This is a genomic window from Streptomyces sp. NBC_00637, from assembly GCF_045161545.1.
In the GTDB taxonomy this organism is placed as follows: domain Bacteria; phylum Actinomycetota; class Actinomycetes; order Streptomycetales; family Streptomycetaceae; genus Streptomyces.
The window spans coordinates 89,194-107,587 of record NZ_CP109048.1; the positions used below are offsets into that span (position 1 = coordinate 89,194).

The 18,394-nt window shown below is 73.5% G+C and carries 16 protein-coding genes; 2 read left to right on the forward strand and 14 right to left on the reverse strand.

All coding sequences use genetic code 11. The features are described 5' to 3' along the window. Positions 1-17 precede the first annotated feature (17 nt). From OG440_RS40970 to OG440_RS41035, 14 genes are all read right to left on the reverse strand, one after another. Positions 18-1,256: an acyl-CoA dehydrogenase family protein gene (locus tag OG440_RS40970; protein WP_331739344.1), complete on the reverse strand. Its 1,239-nt coding sequence runs from the start codon at positions 1,254-1,256 to the stop codon at positions 18-20. A gap of 49 nt (positions 1,257-1,305) precedes the next feature. Then, positions 1,306-2,682, reverse strand: a complete 1,377-nt coding sequence (locus tag OG440_RS40975) for a condensation domain-containing protein (RefSeq protein WP_406011655.1) — start codon at positions 2,680-2,682, stop codon at positions 1,306-1,308. Positions 2,683-2,734: 52 nt separating this feature from the next. Continuing rightward, a complete protein-coding gene (locus OG440_RS40980) occupies positions 2,735-4,495 on the reverse strand; it encodes a non-ribosomal peptide synthetase (RefSeq protein WP_406011656.1) in 1,761 nt (586 codons plus the stop codon). A 157-nt stretch (positions 4,496-4,652) separates the two neighbouring features. Beyond that, complete coding sequence (locus tag OG440_RS40985) at positions 4,653-5,885, reverse strand: ATP-grasp domain-containing protein (RefSeq protein WP_331739352.1); 1,233 nt, start codon at positions 5,883-5,885, stop codon at positions 4,653-4,655. Beyond that, positions 5,882-6,835 (reverse strand): cysteine synthase family protein, encoded by a 954-nt coding sequence (locus OG440_RS40990; protein ID WP_331739355.1) that lies wholly within the window; start codon positions 6,833-6,835, stop codon positions 5,882-5,884. Before OG440_RS40990 ends, OG440_RS40985 begins: the two co-directional genes overlap by 4 nt. 88 nt (positions 6,836-6,923) lie before the next feature. Beyond that, positions 6,924-7,547, reverse strand: a complete 624-nt coding sequence (locus tag OG440_RS40995; protein ID WP_331739357.1) for a serine acetyltransferase — start codon at positions 7,545-7,547, stop codon at positions 6,924-6,926. A 42-nt stretch (positions 7,548-7,589) separates the two neighbouring features. After that, positions 7,590-8,855 carry an ATP-grasp domain-containing protein gene (locus tag OG440_RS41000; RefSeq protein ID WP_406011657.1) on the reverse strand — a complete coding sequence of 422 codons (1,266 nt, stop codon included), beginning with the start codon at positions 8,853-8,855 and terminating at the stop codon, positions 7,590-7,592. Continuing rightward, positions 8,852-10,096, reverse strand: a complete 1,245-nt coding sequence (locus OG440_RS41005) for an ATP-grasp domain-containing protein (RefSeq protein WP_331739360.1) — start codon at positions 10,094-10,096, stop codon at positions 8,852-8,854. The genes OG440_RS41000 and OG440_RS41005 overlap by 4 nt, the downstream gene beginning before the upstream one ends. A 251-nt stretch (positions 10,097-10,347) precedes the next feature. Beyond that, the gene (locus tag OG440_RS41010; RefSeq protein WP_331739363.1) at positions 10,348-10,542 is read right to left on the reverse strand and encodes a DUF6059 family protein; all 195 of its coding nucleotides are present in this window, start codon (positions 10,540-10,542) and stop codon (positions 10,348-10,350) included. 42 nt (positions 10,543-10,584) lie between these two features. Further along, complete coding sequence (locus OG440_RS41015; protein WP_331739367.1) at positions 10,585-11,472, reverse strand: prephenate dehydrogenase/arogenate dehydrogenase family protein; 888 nt, start codon at positions 11,470-11,472, stop codon at positions 10,585-10,587. A gap of 124 nt (positions 11,473-11,596) precedes the next feature. Next, on the reverse strand, positions 11,597-12,406 hold the full coding sequence (locus tag OG440_RS41020; RefSeq protein ID WP_331739468.1) for a TIGR03084 family metal-binding protein: 810 nt from the start codon (positions 12,404-12,406) through the stop codon (positions 11,597-11,599). A gap of 401 nt (positions 12,407-12,807) precedes the next feature. Beyond that, positions 12,808-13,857: a carboxymuconolactone decarboxylase family protein gene (locus OG440_RS41025; RefSeq protein WP_406011658.1), complete on the reverse strand. Its 1,050-nt coding sequence runs from the start codon at positions 13,855-13,857 to the stop codon at positions 12,808-12,810. Positions 13,858-13,958: 101 nt separating this feature from the next. Then, positions 13,959-15,632 (reverse strand): GMC family oxidoreductase, encoded by a 1,674-nt coding sequence (locus OG440_RS41030; protein WP_331739372.1) that lies wholly within the window; start codon positions 15,630-15,632, stop codon positions 13,959-13,961. Then, positions 15,629-16,207 carry a DUF5987 family protein gene (locus OG440_RS41035; protein ID WP_331739470.1) on the reverse strand — a complete coding sequence of 193 codons (579 nt, stop codon included), beginning with the start codon at positions 16,205-16,207 and terminating at the stop codon, positions 15,629-15,631. Before OG440_RS41035 ends, OG440_RS41030 begins: the two co-directional genes overlap by 4 nt. A 295-nt stretch (positions 16,208-16,502) precedes the next feature. Here OG440_RS41035 and OG440_RS41040 point away from each other — a divergent pair, with 295 nt between their 5' ends. Both OG440_RS41040 and OG440_RS41045 read left to right on the forward strand, forming a co-directional pair. Further along, positions 16,503-17,579 (forward strand): ParB/RepB/Spo0J family partition protein, encoded by a 1,077-nt coding sequence (locus tag OG440_RS41040; RefSeq protein WP_331739374.1) that lies wholly within the window; start codon positions 16,503-16,505, stop codon positions 17,577-17,579. A gap of 39 nt (positions 17,580-17,618) precedes the next feature. Further along, the gene (locus tag OG440_RS41045) at positions 17,619-18,389 is read left to right on the forward strand and encodes an AraC family transcriptional regulator (protein WP_331739378.1); all 771 of its coding nucleotides are present in this window, start codon (positions 17,619-17,621) and stop codon (positions 18,387-18,389) included. The last annotated feature ends 5 nt before the right edge of the window (positions 18,390-18,394 follow it).

Sequence of the window (18,394 nt, forward strand, 5' to 3'; positions counted from 1 at the left end):
GGTCGGGGCGGGGGCGGTCACTGTCCGACGCCGAAGTGGGCGCGGGCCAGTTCCCGGTTGGCGTGGGTGGCGAGGAAGATGCCGTTGCCCGCGTGGCTGTGCAGCATCGACAGATCACGCCAGACCCGCTCGACGCGTTCTCCCGCCCGCACGGAGCTGGAGCCCGCCGTCGGGAAGAGGTGGCTCTCGACGGCCCGCCAGCACAGGCGGACCACCTCCCGGCTGATGGTGGCCAGTCGCAGCTCCTCCTCCCGGGTGAAGGCCGCGGCGTCCTGACGGCAGAGCTGCTCCCACTGGCGCACGGCCTCGGTCATCGCCGCGTCGGCGGTGGCGATCATGCCGGTGGCCTCTCCGAAGCGGAACTGGAAGTCCGGATCCTCGGTCCGCGCGACGATGGGGAAGAACGTGGTGGTGCGGGTACGCATCAGTTCCTCGTACGCGTCCAGGGCGCCCTGCGCCATGCCCAGGGCGAGCGCGCCGAGTTCGAGCAGCATGAAGCTGAGGGGGCCGCCGCCGTACTCGGGGCCGTGCAGACTGCGCCCCGGCAGCAGGTCGGTGACCGGGATCTGGCTGAGGTGACCGGGGAGAGTGCGGTGCGCGGGGATGCGGGCGCCCTCGATGCGGATGCTGTGCGAGCCGCTGCCCCGCAGGCCCAGCTGGTCCCCCCAGTCGTCCAGGCGCTCGAACTGGGCGCGTTCGGCGATGAACAGCATCGGCGCGGGCGGCCCTTCGGGGTCGTCGAAGACCAGGGTGTGGCCGATGAAGTGGGTGGCGTACGGGGAGCCGGAGCAGTAGTTCCAGGTGCCGTCCAGCAGCCACCCGCCGTCCTCGGTGCGCCGCGCGCTGCCGGCCGGGGCGACCGTGGCCGGGCAGATGAAGTCGCCGCCGGAGAACAGCTCCGCCTGGGTGCGCTCGTCGAACAGGGTGGCGGCGACCAGGGCGTGGGCGGCGCCGAACAGGTACATCCAGCCCGTCGACGGGCAGCCGCGCGCCAGGGCGGTGGCGACCCGCAGGAACGTCGCCGGGCCGAACTCGTGGCCGCCGTAGCGGCGCGGGACCAGGATGCGGTAGAAGCCGGCGCGGGCGAAGGCCTCGTGGGTGTCCTCGGCGTAGTGGCCGCGCCGCTCCGTCTCGGCCTGCCGGGCGATCAGGGACGCCGCGATTTCCTGCGCGCGGGCGACGATCTCGTCCGGGGTGAGGTCCGGCTCCGGGACGGCCGCGGGGTGCGTGGACGTCCCCGGCAAGGTGAAGGTCATGGTGAATCGGTCCTCTTGCGTCGAAGTGGTCGCCTGCCGGCCGTCGGGGTCACACCTGCGCCAGCGGCGTCTGCGGGGCGCTGCGCAGGGTCGTGAGCAGGTGGCGGAACTGCTCCACCAGGTCGACGGCGGTGCTCTCGTCGAAGCGGTTGTGGTCGAACTTCAGGCTGCCCGCGAGCCCTCCCCCGGGAAGGAAGTCCATGGCCCACAGCCCGCCGTCCGGGATGGCCGAGCTGACCTGCTGCGACAGGGTGCGGCGGCGGATCTCGTCGACCCGCGGGCCCGTGCCGTCCGCGTCGCCGAGCGGGAACGGCGACTGCAGGACCTCGAAGGCGACGACGGCCAGTGACGCGTCGGCGAAGGGCGCGAGCAGCGCCGGGACGTCCTCGGCGATCCGGGCGAAGGGGATCTCGTTGCGGTAGGCCCCCATGCACGCGGCGCGTGCCTGGTCCAGCACGTGGCGCAGCGTGGTGCAGGCGCGGGTGTCGATACGGATCGGCACGAAGTTGAAGAACGGGCCGACCGAGTCCGTGAACCGCTCCTCGTAGCGCCCCGAGGAGAACGTCGGGAAGACGACGTCGCGGGCGCCGGTGCGCAGGCGCAGCAGCACGCTGTAGGCGGCGGCCAGCACCATGAAGGGGGTGCAGCGCTCGGCCCTGGCGAACTCCACGACGGCGCGGGACAGTTCGGCGTCGAAGACGAAGCGGTGCACGCCGTAGGCGCTGGGCCGGTCGTCCTGGCGCGGCCGGTCGGAGGTGATCGCGGTGATCTCGGCCCCGGCGAGGCGCTCGCGCCAGTAGGCGCGGGCCTGGTCGGTGCGGCTGCTGTCCGCGCTCTCCTGCTGGTAGCGGGCGAACTCGCGGTACTGGCGCACCTCTCCCAGATCGGCCGTGCCGCCCGCCGCGTGGGCCCGGTAGGCGGCCATCAGGTCGCGCATCAGGATCTGCAGGGACCAGGCGTCGGTGGACGTGTGGTGGGTGGCGAGGACCAGGACGGCGTCGTCGGTGTCGAAGCGGCCCAGGCAGGCCCGCAGGTGCGGCAGTTCCCGCACGGGGAACGGGGTGACGTCGATGTCGTTGAGGAACTCCTCGGCCCGCACCTCGCGCGAGTCCGGCGTCGCGGCCAGGTCGGTGATCTCCAGCGCGACCGGCGAGGGCGGGTGCACGACCTGGTGGCCGCCCTCGTCGTCGCCGACCAGGGCGGTGCGCAGCACCTCGTGGCGTGCGACCACGTCGTCGAGGGCGCGCTGCAGGGCGCCGGTGTCGACGGCGCCCGTGACACGCCAGCCGCACACCAGGGTGTGCCGGTGGCCGAAGGCGCCGTCGGTCTCCCCCTTGTCGAAGGCGCGCAGGAACTGCTGGTTGTACGACAGCGGGATGCGCCGGGCGGGTCCGTCCGTCTCCGGCTCTGCGGCAGTGATGCTCAAGGTGACCATTCCTTTTCCCGGTCGGGGGCGACCGCTTGTGCCCGGGACGGGCCTAGGGGCGGGTGGGCGTCAGGTCCTGGAGGAGGACCTCGAGTTCGACGACGGTGGGGTGGCCGAGGACGTCGGCGACGGACACCTCGACGCCGAACTCCGCCGCCAGACGGCTGGCGAGCCGCACGGCCTGCAGGGACTCGCCGCCGAGCTCGAAGAAGCTGTCCCGCGGGCCGACCGAGTCGAGACCGAGGGCGCGTGCGAACAGGGCGCACAGCAGCTGCCGGGCGGGTGTGAGCTCCTCGGCCGGCGTGCCGGGAACGGGCCGCTCGGGCGCGGGGAGCGCGGCCCGGTCCAGCTTGCCGTTGGCGGTCAGCGGCAGGGCGTCGAGCGTGACGAAGGCGGCGGGCACCAGGTATGCGGGCAGCTCGGCGGCGAGCGCGGAGCGCAGGCCCGCCGCGGAGACCTCCGAGGCGCCGGGCACGACGTAGGCGACGAGCCGCCTCTCCTCCCCCGCGTCGTCGTCGCGGACGACGACGGCGGCGTGCACGACACCGTCCTGACGGGTCAGGACGTTCTCGGCCTCCGCGGGATCCACCAGGTAGCCGCGGATCTTGGTCTGGTCGCCGAGGCGTCCGACGAACTCCAGCAGCCCGTCGGCGTCGCGCCGCATGAGGTCGCCGGTGCGGTACACGCGCGTGCCGGGCGGCCCGCAGGGGTCGGCGAGGAAGCGTTCCTCGGTCTGGGACCGGTCGTGGTGGTAGCCGCGCGCCAGCCGCTCGCCCGCCACGTAGAGCTCGCCGGTCCCGCCGTCGGGCACGGGCGCCAGGTCGGGGCCCAGCAGACGGAACTCGACGCCGTTCATGGGCAGGCCCACCGGGATCCGGCCGGCCGGCGGGCGGGCGGCGGTCATCGTGGCGTGCGCGGCGAAGGCGGTGAGTTCGGTGGCGCCGTACATGGCCCGTACGACGACCTCCGGGCAGGCGTCCAGGACGCGCCGCACGGCCGTCGGGGCGATGACGTCGCCGCCGGTGAGGACCTCCCTGACCGGGGCGAACATCTCGGGGGCCTCTTGGGCGAAGACGCGGAAGAGACCGGCCGTCACGTGCAGGGCGGTGATGCCCTCCTCCGCGATGAGCCGGCGCACGGTGGCGACATCGGGCTCCCCGGGCGGGGCGAGGACGACACGGCCGCCGTTGAGCAGCGGCACCCAGATCTCGTAGGCGCAGACTCCGAAGGCGTAGGGGGCAAGTGACAGCACCCGCTGGTGCGCCGCGCGCCAGGAGGGGTCGGCGGCGAAGGCGAGCACGCCGCGGTGGGTGACCTCCACGCCCTTGGGCTCTCCCGTGGAGCCCGACGTGTGGATGACGTAGGCGACCGCGTCCGGGCCGCCCTGCACGCCCGGGTCGGTGGCGGGCGAGGCGGCCTGCGCCGCGTCGGTGGCGGGCTCGACGACGACGTCGGCCCGCGGCAGCCCGCGCTCGCGCGACGCCGCGTCGGTCAGCAGGACGCGGGCGCCGGCCCGGTCGGTGATCCGCTGCATCCGGGCGAGCGGGTAGGCGCTGTGCAGGGGCAGCTGGACCGCGCCGGCCTTCGCCGTGGCCAGGAGCGCCACGAGGAGGTCGGGCGAGCGCTCCATCAGGACGGCGACCGGTTCACCGGGGCGCACCCCGAGGGCGGACAGCCGGTGCGCGAGCCTGTTGGCGCGCTCGTCCAGCTGCCGGTAGGTCAGGACGGTGCCGTCCCGGGGTGCCGACACGGCCACCGCGTCCGGCGTCGATGCCGCCTGCGCGGCGAAGCGCTGCTGAATCGATGTGACCAAGGCATTGTCCAATCCGGTCGGCCCTCCCGGCGGCGGGCCTCACCGTGCCCCCGGTTCTGCCGGAACGGTCACACAGCGGTGCGGGGCGTGGCATCTCCTGGATTGCCGCGCCCCGCGACCGCGCCCGACTGGCGCGTACTTGGTCAGGTCGGTCGGCTCAGCCGATGTCGAGCCCGGCGGTGAACCAGGCCTCGGCCGCCCGGATGCGCGCCTCGCACTCGGCGCGGTCCGCTCCGCCGATCACGAAGGCCGCGAGGAAGTCCCCGGAGTGCGAGGCCTCCGCCACCCGCTCCCCCACCTCGGCGTACGTCGTGTACTTCAGCACGCCGGGCGGCAGCGTCGCCGGGTCCGGCAGGGCGCGCAGGACGCCCGGCCGTTTGGTGAAGAGCAGTTGCCCCGCCATCCGTCCGGGGTCGCCCCGGCCCTCGAGGACGACCGGCAGACCGAGCTGGCGGCGCACCGGGTACTCCATCGGGTCGAAGCCGAACAGGGCCCGCTGGACGTCCCGCACTCCCGCCCCGCCCGCCCTCGACGCGGCCTCGCACAGCACGAGTTCGTCACCGGTGGTGTGGAACACCTCGATGTGGAAGGCGAAGTGCTCGGGTCCGCCGAACGCGGCCAGGATCCTCTCGGCGAACTCGGTGAGCCTGCGGGCCAGCGGGTCGGCGACGTCTAGGGCGATGTCGACCCGGCCCGCGCGGTCGCGGAAGTCGGCCAGCGCGTACAGGTACTGCGACGGCCACAGGGTGGCGATCCGCCCGTCCAGGACGGTTCCGTCGACATGGCACATGGAGCCCTCGACGAACGTCTCCGCCAGCCACTCGCCCTCGGCGCCGGGCCCTGTCAGGTCGGTCGCGTCGAGCCACTCGGCCAGCTCCTGGCGCGTGCGCAGCACGGCCACGCCCACGGACAGGGCGCCGCGACGCGGTTTGACCACCACGGGCAGTCCGTGGGAGTCGGCGAAGGAGAGGAGGTCGGCGGCGGTGCGCAGCAGGGCGTGGTCGGCGACGGCGACGCCGGCCCGCACGGCGGCCCGCTTCATCTCCCACTTGTCGCGGTAGACCAGCGCGGTGTCCAGTCGCTGGCCGGGCAGGCCGTAGCGCTCGCGCAGTGCGGCCGCGCGCTCGATGTCGAACTCCTGGCAGGCCACGATGTCGGTGACGCCGAACTCCTCGATGAGCTCGGCGGCCCGCTCGGCGACGCGGGGGCTGGTGTCGTAGTCGGGCAGCACCTCGCAGTGCAGGTAGGGCGCGGCCGCGGGCAGTTCCTCGTCGAACAGGGCGAGCTGGTCGGCGGAGCCCAGCAGGACGATCTTCTCCTCGCGGTCGGCGAGCCAGCGCTCGTAGGGGTTGGCGCGCAGGGAGCCCCGGTGCAGGACGAGCGTGGTCATGAGGGGTTCCTCTCGGTGAAGACGCTCACGTACCGCTCCCCGGTGTCGGGCAGGATCGTGACGATGGACTTGCCGACGTACGCGGACTCCCGCGCCAGCAGGTTCGCCGCGTACACGGCGGCGCCGGACGAGATCCCCGCGAACAGGCCCTGCTCGCGCACCAGGGCGAGGGCGCTCTCCAGGGCGGCCTCGTCCGAGCAGGTGACGACCCGGTCGATGAGGCCGACGTCGGTGGTGGGCGACACGAAGCCGCCGTTGAGGCCGGGGATGCGGTGGGTCCCCGCCAGACCTCGGGACAGGACCGGGGAGTTCTCCGGTTCGACGGCGACGATCTCCAGGTCGGGGTTGCGTTCGCGCAGATGGCGGCCGGCGCCGGTGAGGGTGCCGCCGGTCCCGACGCCCACGACGAGGACGTCGACGCGGCCGCCGGTGTCGGCCCAGATCTCCGGCCCGGTGCCCTCGTAGTGGGCGCGGACGTTGTCGGGGTTCTCGTGCTGGCGGACATACCAGGACCCGGGGGTCGCGGCCTGGATCTCCTCCGCCTTGGCGATGGCTCCCGCGAACCGCTCCGCGCTGGGCGTCTGGACGACCTCGGCGCCCAGCGCGGCCAGCAGGCCGAGCCGTTCGGTGGTGGCGCTGTCGGGCAGGACGACGATGCAGCGGTAGCCCCGCATCGCGGCGAGGGCGGCCAGGGCGATGCCGGTGTTGCCCGAGGTGGACTCCACGACGGTCCCGCCGGGCCTGAGGTCGCCGCGCTGCTCGGCGCCGCGCAGCATCGCCAGGGCGGCCCGGTCCTTGCTGCTGGCGAAGGGATTGGCGGATTCCAGCTTGGCGAGCACCTCGGCGCCGGGGACGGCCCCCGCGACGGCGAGACGGACCAGCGGGGTGTGGCCGATGAGCTCTTCGAGCCCGGCGGCGATGGTGTGTGCGGGGCGGACGGCGGTGGTCACGGCAGTCTCCAGGGGGCGAACGGGACGGGCGCTGCGGCGGCACGCCGGCCGGCCGCGCGGGCGGCGGGGCCGTGCGTCCCGGTGGCGGTCACCACGAGCCCGCCGTGGCGAGCAGGCGGACGGCGTCGAGGGCGGGCGGCCCGGGGTCGGCCGGGGGCGCGCCGGGGGCGAGGCGGACGATCGAGCGGGCGGCGTAGACGCGGGTGCCGGGCGGGATGTCCTCGGTGACCGTGGCCATGGCCCCGACGAGACAGTCCTCGGCGACCGTGACGGGGCCGAGCACGGTGGCGTTGGCGCCCAGGACGACCCGGTCGCCGATCACGGGGTGGCGCCGGGCGCCGGGCCGGCGCGCGATGTCGGCCCACCAGCCGACGGCCCCCAGCGTGACCTGCTGGTAGATGGTGACGTCGTCGCCGACCACGGCCGTCTGCCCGATCACCACGGACGCGCCGTGGTCGATGAAGACCCGGCGGCCCAGCACCGCGCCGGGATGGATCTCGACTCCGGTGCGACGGCGCGCGGCGCGGGCGAGGGTCCGCGCGGCCCAGCGCGTACGGCCCCGGTGGAGCCGGTGCGCGATGCGGTGGGCCCACACGGCGGACAGCCCGGTGTGGCCCAGCGCCTCCCAGCGGCCGCCGACGGACGGGTCCCGCTCGACGACGACGCCGAGGTCCTCGCGCAGGGTGGTCAGCAATCCTCGTCGTTCGGACATGATGGTCGACTCCTCCTGGTATGTCGTCGGCACGGCGGCGGCTCAGGCCGCCCGGAGCTCTTCCGGGGCGGCGGGCGCCACGTCGATGCGGATCTCCTCGCGGACCAGGTGCTCGCACAGCCGGACCGCGCTGTCGGTGTCGGCGGCCGTCACCGCGACGCTGCCGAGGCGGTCCCAGTTGTCGCGGAGCGGACGGACGGTGTCGCCGGGCCGGACCGAGACCTGGGCGAGCAGCACCTCGGGCCGGGCCGCGACCTCCTCGACCCCGTGGACGGCGGTGACGGTGCCGGGGCTGCGCAGCACGAAACGGGTGACGGCGGCGGCCGTGGGCTCGGGCGGAGCGGCCAGCGGCTCGGTCAGTCCCAGCGGCCAGGCGGCCCCGTAGGCGATCAGGTCGATGCCGTAGGCGGCGCGGACCAGTTCCGGGATGTGGCCGCCGCCGAGCCGGTTGTGCGACTCGATGATCATCGGGCCGCGGGAGGAGAGCCGGATCTCGGTGTGGCTCGGTCCGTCGACGACGCCCATCGCGGTGAGGAAGTCCTCGACCGCGGTGCACAGACGCGTCCGGTCGGTCCCGGACAGGCGGGCGGGCACGGCGTGGCCGAGCTCGGCGAAGTGGGCGTCGTCGGTGAGTTTCTCGGTGACGGCGACGACGACGTGGCGTCCGGCGAAGCTGAGGGACTCGACGCTGAACTCGGGGCCGTCGATGTAGGCCTCCATCAGGAAGCCCTCCACGGTGAACATGGTGGAGCCGCGGTCGGTGCGCCCGCCCTGCAGCTGCCGGATCCGCGCCCAGACGGCGTCGGTGTCCTGCGGGCCCCCGACACGCAGCAGGCCGAACCCGGCCGTCGTGGAGACGGGCTTGACGATGAAGGGGTAGCCGGCCTTCGCGCCGAAGGCGTCCAGGGACTCCCGGTCCTCGACGAGACCGTGCTCGGGGACGGGCAGCCCGAGCTCCGACAGGTGACGGCGCATCAGGTACTTGTCGCGCATCCGGCGGCTGACCTCGTAGCGCCTGCCGTCGCCGAGCCCGAACGCGTCGGACAGCCGGCCGGCCGGGATCAGGCCCGGTTCGGTCAGGGAGACCACCGCGTCGACGCCGTAGACCGCGCGGGCCGCCTCGGCGAAGGGCAGCACGGTCTCCCAGTCGGTGTAGTCCGCAACGACCAGCGCGTGGGCGGTGCGGGTCTGGTAGGGGGTGATCTTGTCGGGGTGCTGGATCAGGACGATTCGCACGCCGAGCGCGTCGAAGCGTTCGAGGTGGGCGTCGACGCCGCCGATCAGCAGCACGGTGGGGGCGGGGCTCAACGTGGGTTTCCCTTCGAGAGGGTGGCTTCGCGCACGTCGGCGACGAGCAGGGAGCGCACGCGGGCGAGGCGCTCGTCGGCCTCGGCGGGGGACTGGGCGTCGACGACGACATAGCCGTGGCGGGTGGCGGAGTCGGTCGTGGGCGGCAGCTCGTCCCCGGGAGCGAACGGGAAGTGCAGGGTGTGGACGTAGGGCAGGGTCCGGACGGTGTCGAGGCCGCGCACCGACTCCAGCCGGCCGGGCGGCAGCAGGAAGAAGCCGACGGCCGCGGTGTGCAGGGCGGCGGCGGGCTCGACGTCGGCGCCCGCGAGGGCCCGGAAGATCTCCGCTTCGATGTCGTAACCGGTGGCGGTCTCGATGAGCTGAGGAATGCGGTCCCCGCCCAGCCGGGTCTGCGACTCCACGATGCGCGGGCCGCGCCCGGTGAGGATCACCTCGGTGTGTGCGGGACCGAAGACCAGACCGGCGGCGTCGAGCAGCCGGGTGACCAGGGTGCGGACGGCCTCGTCGTCGGCGGGCGCCAGCGGCGCCGGGTGGATGTGGGAGGTCTCGACGAACAGCGGGGCGCCGGTGGTGCGCTTGGCGGTCACGCCGACGACATGGTGCGTCCCCTTCGCCGACAGCGTCTCGACGCTGAACTCCGGGCCCCGCAGGTACTCCTCCACGAGATACGGGCCGGCGTGCCCCGCCGCGGCGACCCGCTCCGTCCACTCGCCGAGGTCGTCGGCGTCCCGGATCAGGGCGATGCCGCGGCTCCCGGACAGGCGGGTGGGTTTGACCACGACGGGCAGCGGCAGGCGTCCGACGGCGGCCGCGACCGCCTCCACGGTGGGCGCGAGCTCGCTGCGCACGGGTGAGATCCCGTGCTCGGCCAGCAGGGCGCGCAGGGCGGCCTTGTCGTTGAGCCGGTGCACCGCCGCCGCGGGATTGGGCGACAGTCCGAGCCGCTCCGCCTCGGCGACGACCGGGCCCATGCTGCTCTCCGCGCCCAGGTGCAGCACGGTGCCGATGTCGTGGGTGCGCACGGTGGAGGCGATCAGCGCGCGCAGGGCCCGCTCGTCGCCGAAGTCGACCGTCAGCAGCTCCCGGGCGTGCTCGGCCACGGAGTCGAGATAGGACTTCTCCCGCAGGGACGGATCCCAGACGGCCCACACCTCGAAGCCCGCTTGGGCGGCCTTGCGGACGAACTGGCTGTAGGGCATCACCATCAGCAACCGCTTGTTCGGCACGCCGTGTGTCATGCGGAACTCCGTTCTCGTAGGACGGCTCACGACCGCTTCCCCATCGTTCGCCGGTGCCCCGCCAGGGTCATCTCCCCAATTGCTGCGCCCGGCCACCGAGTTCGTGACCTGCGCGTTCATCCGACTTAGCCAGGTCGAACGGCGGCGCCCGGCCTCCCGCGGAGGGGAAACCGGGCGCCGGGACAGGGTGCCGGCCGGAGCCGGGGCCGACGGATGCGGGCACAGCCCCGTGGTGGCGGTCGGCCTGGCGGTCAGCCCGCCAGCTGCCGGTCCAGGGCGCGCTCCAGGGCCGTCAGGGGGCGCTCGGGGCACAGCCGTTCGGGGTGCAGAGGGGCGGGCCCGATCAGCGGCGGCCGGTCGTCGGGCGGGGCGGCCACGCCGATGAGCAGCCAGCCGAAGGCGGTCAGGGCTTCGTAGCAGGAGCGCAGGAAGGCGGGATGAGGCACGGATCGACCAGCTTTCGTTCGGCGACGGGTCGAGGGCGACCGTCACATCCGGTCACCGGGGCGGGCATCCTCGGCCGTGCGGTACTCGTCCGCCGCCCGCAGCGCGGCACGGCCCCGCTCGCCCAGCTCGAGCAGCAGGCCGAGTTCGACGGGCACGGTGTCCTCGCCGCGGTGCAGCGTCCGGGCGACGGCCGCCAGCGCCGCGGCCGCCTTGTCGAGCTGGTCGGCGACCGGACCCGCGTTGTGCGCCAGCAGGTCGCCGCCGACGAGGGGGCCGGCGCCGACGGTCCGGACGGCGGCGGCCAGCTCCTCCCCCGCGAGCGGCAGCAGTTCGGGATCCAGGTCGAGGAGCCCGCCGGCGAGGACGGCCGCCACGACGTACGGCAGGTGCCCCACGGCGGCCATGGCCCGGTCGTGTGCGTGCGGGGTCATGTCGCGGCGGACCGCCCCGCACAGGGTGACCAGTTCGGCGACCGTCGCCAGCGCCCATCGGGGAGTGGTCTCGTACGGGCACAGGATCCAGGGCCGGCCGACGAACCGGGAGGCGGAGCGGCCCGTGACGCCGCGGGCCGGCAGCGGATGACCGGGGACGTAGCCCTTGAGGTCGCAGCCGCGCAGCTCGGCCTCGGCGGCGACGATGTCCTTGGTGCCGGCGACGTCGGTGTAGACGTTGCCCAGGCCCCGTGCCTGGGCGGTGTGCAGCACGTCGACGACGGCGGACGGCGGGGTGGCCACGACCACGATGTCGGCGGGCGCACGGGTGGGCGTCCACACCTCGCCCGCGCCGAGCCGGTGCGCCTCGGCGGCCGCACGCGGGTCCTGGTCGGCGAGGGTCACCTCGACCCCGGCGCCGGTGAGGGCCAGGGCGATCGAGGTGCCCGAGACGCCGCATCCGATCACGACTGCGGTGCGCAGGAAGGCGGGTCGCATGACAACTCCTGGACGGCTGGTGGCGTGACGGCTGCCGGCAAGACGGCTGGGGGCGGGACGGCTGGTGGGGAGCGGACACGGGGCGGCACGGCGGCGGTGCGGCCGGCGGTGGCCGCACCGCCACTCAGTGCTCACCCGACCGGTCGGAGAACTGGCCCGGCCTGCGGCCCTCACCGGCCGGGCCGCGGTACGCCTGCGCCAGGTCGAGCCAGCGCTCCGCTTCCTCGCCGACGGCGGTCAGGGCCAGGTCGGCGCGGTGCCGGCGGCGGGTGACCAGGAGGCAGAAGTCCTCGGCCCGGCCGGTGATGCGGTCGGTGGCGTCCTCGGGTCCGAAGGCCCACAGTTCGCCCGTCGGTGAGGTCACCTCGATGCGGAAGGGGTCGGCCGGAGGCGTCAGACCGCGGGAGAGGTATCCGAAGTCCCGGGTGAGGAAGGCGAAGAGGACGAGGTGGCGCAGACGCCCGGTCGGCTCGCGGCGCACGCCGAGCGCGTCGGCGATGTCCTGTCCGTGGCCGAAGACCTCCATGATCCCGGCGGAGGCGAGCACGGCCGGCGGCAGGGGGTTGACCAGCCACGGCACGACGTCGCCCTCGGGGACGGCGGCGAGCGCCTCGACGGAGCGGCGGCCCAGCGCCCTGAAGCGGGCCAGCAGTTGGGCGGGCGGGAACTGGTTGAACTGGCGCCGGGCGGCGTCGACGGCACCCTCGAAGTCGTCGGCGGCGCCGGCGGCGATCTGCGCGAAGCCCGCCGGGTCGGAGGCGGCGGTGCCGGCCAGGTGGAAGATGAAGGTCAGGTGGGCGATCTGGTCGGCGATGCTCCAGCCGGGCGCGGGGGTCGGCGCGTTCCACGCGGCGTCGTCGAGTCCCTCCACCAGCCGGGCGGTCTCCTCGATGTCGGTCGCCAGGTCCTTCAGAACGTCGTTGAGAGTGCTCATGTCGGTGGTCTCCTTCGGGGGTTGGTGCGCGGGCGGGTCGGTGGTCGTGCGGTCGCTCTGCTCGGCGGGGCCGCCTGCGGAGGCCGGCCACACGGCCGGGCTTCCTGGGCGGGGGCTTCTTCGCGGTCGGGGTGCGGGGCGGGTGGGCGGTGTGCCGGGGTCGGGTCGTGGGCGGGACGTGCGTCGGGTGGGCGGGTCGTCGGGTCGGATGGTCGGTCGGGTCGGGTAGTCGGTGGGCAGGTCGGTCGGGTCGGGAGTCGGTGGGCGGGTCGGTCGGGTCGGGAGTCGGTGGGCGGGTCGGTCGGGGCAGGTCGGTCGGGTCGGGAGTCGGTGGGCAGATCGGTCGGGTCGGGAAGTCGTGGTGGGCAGGTCGGTCCGGTGGTCGGCAGGGGGCGAGGTCGTCAGCCGGTGGTGGGAGCGGCGGTGGGGCGGGGGTCGGGGAGGGTGAAGCGGCTTCCGGCACGGACGGCGGCGGTGAGGGACGCCCAGGCGGCGAGTTCGACGAGCTCGCGGTCGCCCGGCTGGTCCGCTCGGAACGCGGTCACGTCCGCGTCGGTGATCTGGTGCGGGGCCAGCGCGATGAGCAGGGACAGCCGGGCCGCGGAGCTCTGCCCGGGGGCGAGCGGGGCGGTGAGAGGGCCGAGCCAGGCCCGGCTCGGGCCGGGCGGGACGCCGTCGGCGACGGCGAGTTCGGCGTGCAGTACGTCCCGCACGGGTTCGGGAACCCAGCGTTCCGCGGCCGCGTCGACGCAGGCGACGGCGCGGGCCAGGGCCCCCGCGACCGCCGGCTCGGGCTCGGCCCAGGCGAGGGCGGCGGGCAGCGGCGCGGCGGGCAGCAGACCGAGAGCGGCTCCCGCGGTGACCGCTGCGCCGGTGTCCGGGCGCATGGCCCGGGCGACCATCCGCAGCGCCGGTCCGCGTCCGGCCCTGGGGGCCGCTGCGGGGACGGGCGAGTCGGGCAGGAACAGCCGGACCATCCGGTTGAGGTAGTGGAAGACGACGGCGGTGCCGAGCAGTTCCGGCGTGTGCCCGGCGGGGAAGGGCGCCGGTGTGCGCGGACGGTCCGCGGCGGTGAGGGTGCGGGCCCAGTCGGTGAGTGCTGCGAGGCCGTCGTCGTCCGGGCCGGCCAGGGTCTGCAACTTGGCCTGGTGGACCTCCACGCAGTAGGGGCACTCGTTGGCCTGCGACACGCCGGTGGCGACGGCCTCCTTGGCCGCCCGGCCGGCCCGGCCCTCGACGAGGAGGGTCTCGCGCAGCAGGAGCCAGGCGGCGGCGAGCACCTCGGGCGCCGGGGAGTGCAGCGCCAGCGGCGGCGCGAGGACCCCGAACTCCCGGCGGGCCTGGCCGTAGACCTCGGCCGCCAGACCCCTGGCCTCGCGGGGCGCGACGGGGGCGACGTGCCGGATCTGCTTGAGGGAGCCCCTCAGCATGGTTCTCACGAGCGGTCGCACCGCGGCCTCCTGGGGTGTCACGAGCGGGTTGCGTGAGACAACCCACTGGGGAAGGGAAAGTCCTGTGAAGCAACTGACCGGTCGTCACGAGCGACCGCGGGTCACACGCCGGCGGGCAGCCGGGGGTTGCGGCGCAGCAGCGGCAGGACGGCGTCGCGGCCGCTCTTGTAGCCGGTCGGGGCCGGGGCTCCGTAGGTGACCTGGACCCCCCTGCTCCGGGCGGCCGCCACGATGTGGGGGACCGCGCGCTCGGCGAGCGCCGCGATGGTCATCGCGGGGTTGACGGTGAGCGCCCCGGGGACCGCGGACGCGTCGGTGACGAAGACGCCGGAGTGGCCGCGCAGTTCGCTGGTGTCGTCGAGGGCGGAGGTGCCGGGGTCGTCGCCCATGCGGCAGGACGCGAGGGGGTGCACGGTGTAGGCGCCGACCAGGTCGTTGGTCCACGGCATCACCTTGGCGAGGCCGTCCTTCTCCAGGATCTCCTTGACCTCGGCGTCGGACTGGTTCCATCCGTGCCAGGTGTTCTTCGTCGGCTGGTAGGAGAGGGTGCCGCGGCCGAGCATCTGCTGGGAGATGCGGTGCGCGTTGCCGGTCGCCGGCGGCGGTCCGAAGACGCCCTCGTTGTCGTCCTCGGTCATGGAGAAGATGGTCAGCCAGGACTTCCAGTTCTTGAGGATCTCCTTCTTCTCCCTGCCGAACCAGGTCGGTCCGGTGGCGTCCGGCGCCTGGGCGAGGATGGTTCCCAGGCCCGGCGGGAAGTAGAGCTGCTCCAGCGAGTAGCGGGAGTACTCGGGCAGGGACCCGTCCAGCTTGTCCCAGCTGGCCACGGTCGGCCCTCTGCCGATCGCGTTGGCGCCGTAGGCCGGCAGTCCGTCGCCCCGGGACAGGCCCAGGAGTTCGGCGACCTTGTCCTCGTCGAGGATGGCGGTGTTGAGCCGTTCGCCGTTGCCGGAGAAGTAGCGGCCGACCGCGTGCGGCATCGACCCGAGGTGGGCCTCGCTGCGCTGGAGGATGACGGGGGTGGCGGCGGCGCCCGCCGCCATCACGACGATCTTGGCTTCGATCACGCCGGAGCCGCTCTGCTGCCGGTAGTCCTCCTCGTGGACGATGTTGTAGTGGACCCGGTAGTCCCCTTCCGCGGTCCGGGTCAGGTACTGCACCTCGTGCAGCGGACGGATCTGCGCTCCGTGGGCGATGGCGCCCGGCAGGTAGTTGACGGTGAGCGACTGCTTCGCCTCGAACCTGCAGCCGGCCATCATGAAGTTGCAGTTGGTGCACTTGGAGTTGTCGATGGCGACGGCGAGCGGGTTGGCGGTGCGGCCGGCGTGGTGACAGGCCGCCGCCCACAGCCCTCCGGCGTAGCTGACGTCGCTCCATTCCTGCCGGCTCACCGAGAGGGATTCCTCGATGCGGTCGTACCAGGGGTCGAGGGTCTCGCGGCTGACGGAGGCCGGCCACATCCGCCGGCCGATGCTGCCGTGGCGGTCGAAGACGAAGCGGGGGGCGCGGGGCATGGCCGCGAAGTAGACGACGCTGCCGCCGCCGACGCAGTTGCCGCCCAGCACGCTCATGCCGTCGCCGACGGTGAAGTCGAAGACCCGCGTGTAGGAGGAGCCCAGCTTGTAGTCGTGCTCGAAGTCGGTGCTGCGCAGCCACGGGCCGCGCTCCAGGACGGTGACCTTCGCCCCGCCGGCGGCGAGATGGTAGGCGGCGATGGCTCCGCCGAAGCCGCTGCCGATGACCAGGACGTCGGTCTTCTCGATCGCGTTGCTCATGCCGGGCTCCCGGTCGCAGTGGTGTCGGGGTGGAGGTCGGCCAGCCGGCGGCCGTAGCCGAAGTCCGCGAAGCGCCACAGTCCGTCGGCGTCGGGCGCGGTGATGCCCATCGCCGCCAGGCCGGGGTGGCCGTCGGCGATGGCCTGCGCGGTGTGCAGGTGGGCGGCCGAGTCGAAAGCCATGTTGCAGAAGAGGGAGAGCAGGACCCAGAAGTCCTTCTCCGGATGTCCCGGGGTGGTCAGCGTCTGGATCAGCCGCACCCGGTCCTCGTAGTCGAGGGCCACGAAGGGCGGCACCGTGTCGTCCAGGAGCAGCCCGGCGCCGGCGGCATACGTCCTGGCGTGCTCGTCGACGAGGCCGGCCAGCTCCTCCAGGCCGTCGGAGATGCCGGTGGCGTCCCAGCGCAGGAGGTCCAGGGCTCCGGCGGCGACGGCTCCGCCTCCGGTGCCGACCCCGGCGATCGCCCGGTCTCCGGGGTCGCGCTTGTCGCCGGGAACGATGGTGTCCGCATAGGCCTCGAGGGTGAGAGTCGCCTCGGCGCCGATTTCGACCCGGCGCTCGGAAATTTCTGCCAATGCCTGCAACGCGTCCTCCCGGTCTCTTTGGTGGGAATCACCTGGGGTGTGGAAGAAACGTAGATCTGGCGAGTCCTTTCAAACAACTGGCGGCCGGGGCGTTCGCCGAACAGTGAGTTGCATGAAAGGACTAGGCGGAGTCGGGGCATCGCCCTCGCCCACCCGACAAAAAAACCGGTCGATCGCTTAATGTTCTTTCCGTCGTATTCCTCTTCCGCCGACGACCGGTCTCGACCGCGGGCAGGACGGAGGAGGCACACCGGGAACAACTCGTACCGGTCCAGGGGGTGTCACGTTGGAAAGCACGGACAGAGGTCTGGCGCTGCCGACGAACTACACCCAGCGGGTACGCATCGAGGCGCTCCGCCCGGCCGACTCACCCCGGTTGAACGGGGTCGACACGGCTCATGTGCAGCGCCTCGCGGACGCACTGGACTCGCTGCCGCCGATACTGGTCCACCGGCCGTCCATGCGGATCGTCGACGGTTCGCACCGGGTGGCCGCCGCCGTCCTGAAGGGGCAGGACGCCGTCGAGGTGCACTACTTCGACGGCCCCGAGCGGGACACCTTCCTGCGCTCGGTGTCCGCGAACATCGCCCATGGCCTGCCGCTGTCCGTCGCGGACCGCAAGGCCGCCTCCGAACGCATTCTGCGCTCCCACGCCGACCTCTCCGACCGCGCCATCGCCACCTGCACCGGACTGGACCCCAAGACGGTCGCGGCCGTGCGGCGCAGTTCAACCGTGGAGGCTCGGCAGTCGAACACTCGCATGGGCAGCGACGGCAAGGACCACCCCCTGGACCGGACCCGCGAGCGCCTTCAGGCCGCGGAACTCATGGCCAGCCGACCGGACCTGCCGCTGCGGGCGGTCGCCGAGCAGACCGGCCTGTCCCTGGGCACCGCCCATGACGTGCGCAGACGCCTGCAACGCGGCGAGGCGCCGGTGCCCGTGGGCCGGCGCGGCGGCAACGGGACGGGACGCAGGCCGGCGGCGGCCGGCGCCCCCCTCGCCCCCGCCGACCGGGAGTCCCCGCCGCCCGCACCCACGCGGGCCGCGGGCGGCCGGCCGGCCACCGGCGGACGCAGCCGCACCCCTCTGGAGACCTTGCGCAACCTCGCCGGCGACCCGTCGCTGCGCCAGTCCGAGTCCGGCCGCCTCTTCCTGCGCTGGCTGCACACCCACTTCGTGGTGGACGAGGCATGGCGGCACCAGGCGGGCGCCGTCCCCCCGCACTGCACGGCCACCGTGGCCGACCTGGCCCTGCAGTGCTCGGACACCTGGCGTCGGTTCGCCGAAGACCTGACCAGCCGTCGGCTGACCGACATGGGGCCCACCGGCGCCGTGCAGCCCGCGCCGGCGTCTCGGAACTGACCGGAACGGCATCGCCATTCTCGACCAAAGGGAGAAACGGTGACCTCCACCACCATCGAGCGCGCAGTCAGCAGAGTGATCGCCGATATGCAGGCCAATCTCGGCCAGGATCTCACCATCGACGACATGGCACGTACCGCGATGTTCAGCAAGTTCCATTTCACGCGTGTTTTCCGGGACGTGACGGGAACCTCTCCCGGGCGCTTTCTTTCCGCACTGCGACTTCAGGAGGCGAAGCGCCTTCTGATCAATACCACATTCAGCGTCGCCGATATCAGCAGCCAGGTCGGATACAGCAGCGTAGGAACGTTCAGTTCTCGATTCAAGGCGTGCGTGGGCGTTTCCCCGAGCGTGTTCCGCGAGTTGGGCGGATTCACCCCGGCCATCGAGGCGGGTGCGGCCGTCGACGCCGAATTCCCGAACAGCACCCTGCGCGGACAGGTCGCTCTGCCCTACGACCGCTCCCCCGGCCACTGCTTCGTCGGTCTCTTCCCCACGCCGGTCCCCCAGGGGCAGCCCGTGTGCTGCGCCGTCCTGGACGGTCCCGGCATGTTCGAACTGCACGACATCCCGGCGGGCACCTGGTACGTCCTCGTCCACTCGGTTCCCTACGGCAGCGAGCACCTTCCGTCGGGCACGGGGGACGAGGACACCGTCTCCGTCGGCCGCTACGGGCCGGTCACCGCGCACGCGGACACCCTGCTGCTGCCCGCCGAGATCGTGCTGCGTCCGGTCGACGCCCTGGACCCGCCGGTTCTGATGGCCCTGCTCGACCTGCGCACCAACGCGCTGGAGCACGCCGTCGGCTGACCGGC

Excerpts from the sequence above, each read along its gene's own strand:
- OG440_RS40970 (WP_331739344.1), bottom strand. The coding sequence starts at position 1,256 with ATGACCTTCACCTTGCCGGGGACGTCCACGCACCCCGCGGCCGTCCCG.
- OG440_RS40985 (WP_331739352.1), bottom strand. The coding sequence starts at position 5,885 with ATGACCACGCTCGTCCTGCACCGGGGCTCCCTGCGCGCCAACCCCTAC.
- OG440_RS40995 (WP_331739357.1), bottom strand. The coding sequence starts at position 7,547 with ATGTCCGAACGACGAGGATTGCTGACCACCCTGCGCGAGGACCTCGGC.
- OG440_RS41005 (WP_331739360.1), bottom strand. The coding sequence starts at position 10,096 with ATGACACACGGCGTGCCGAACAAGCGGTTGCTGATGGTGATGCCCTAC.
- OG440_RS41015 (WP_331739367.1), bottom strand. The coding sequence starts at position 11,472 with ATGCGACCCGCCTTCCTGCGCACCGCAGTCGTGATCGGATGCGGCGTC.
- OG440_RS41020 (WP_331739468.1), bottom strand. The coding sequence starts at position 12,406 with ATGAGCACTCTCAACGACGTTCTGAAGGACCTGGCGACCGACATCGAG.
- OG440_RS41030 (WP_331739372.1), bottom strand. The coding sequence starts at position 15,632 with ATGAGCAACGCGATCGAGAAGACCGACGTCCTGGTCATCGGCAGCGGC.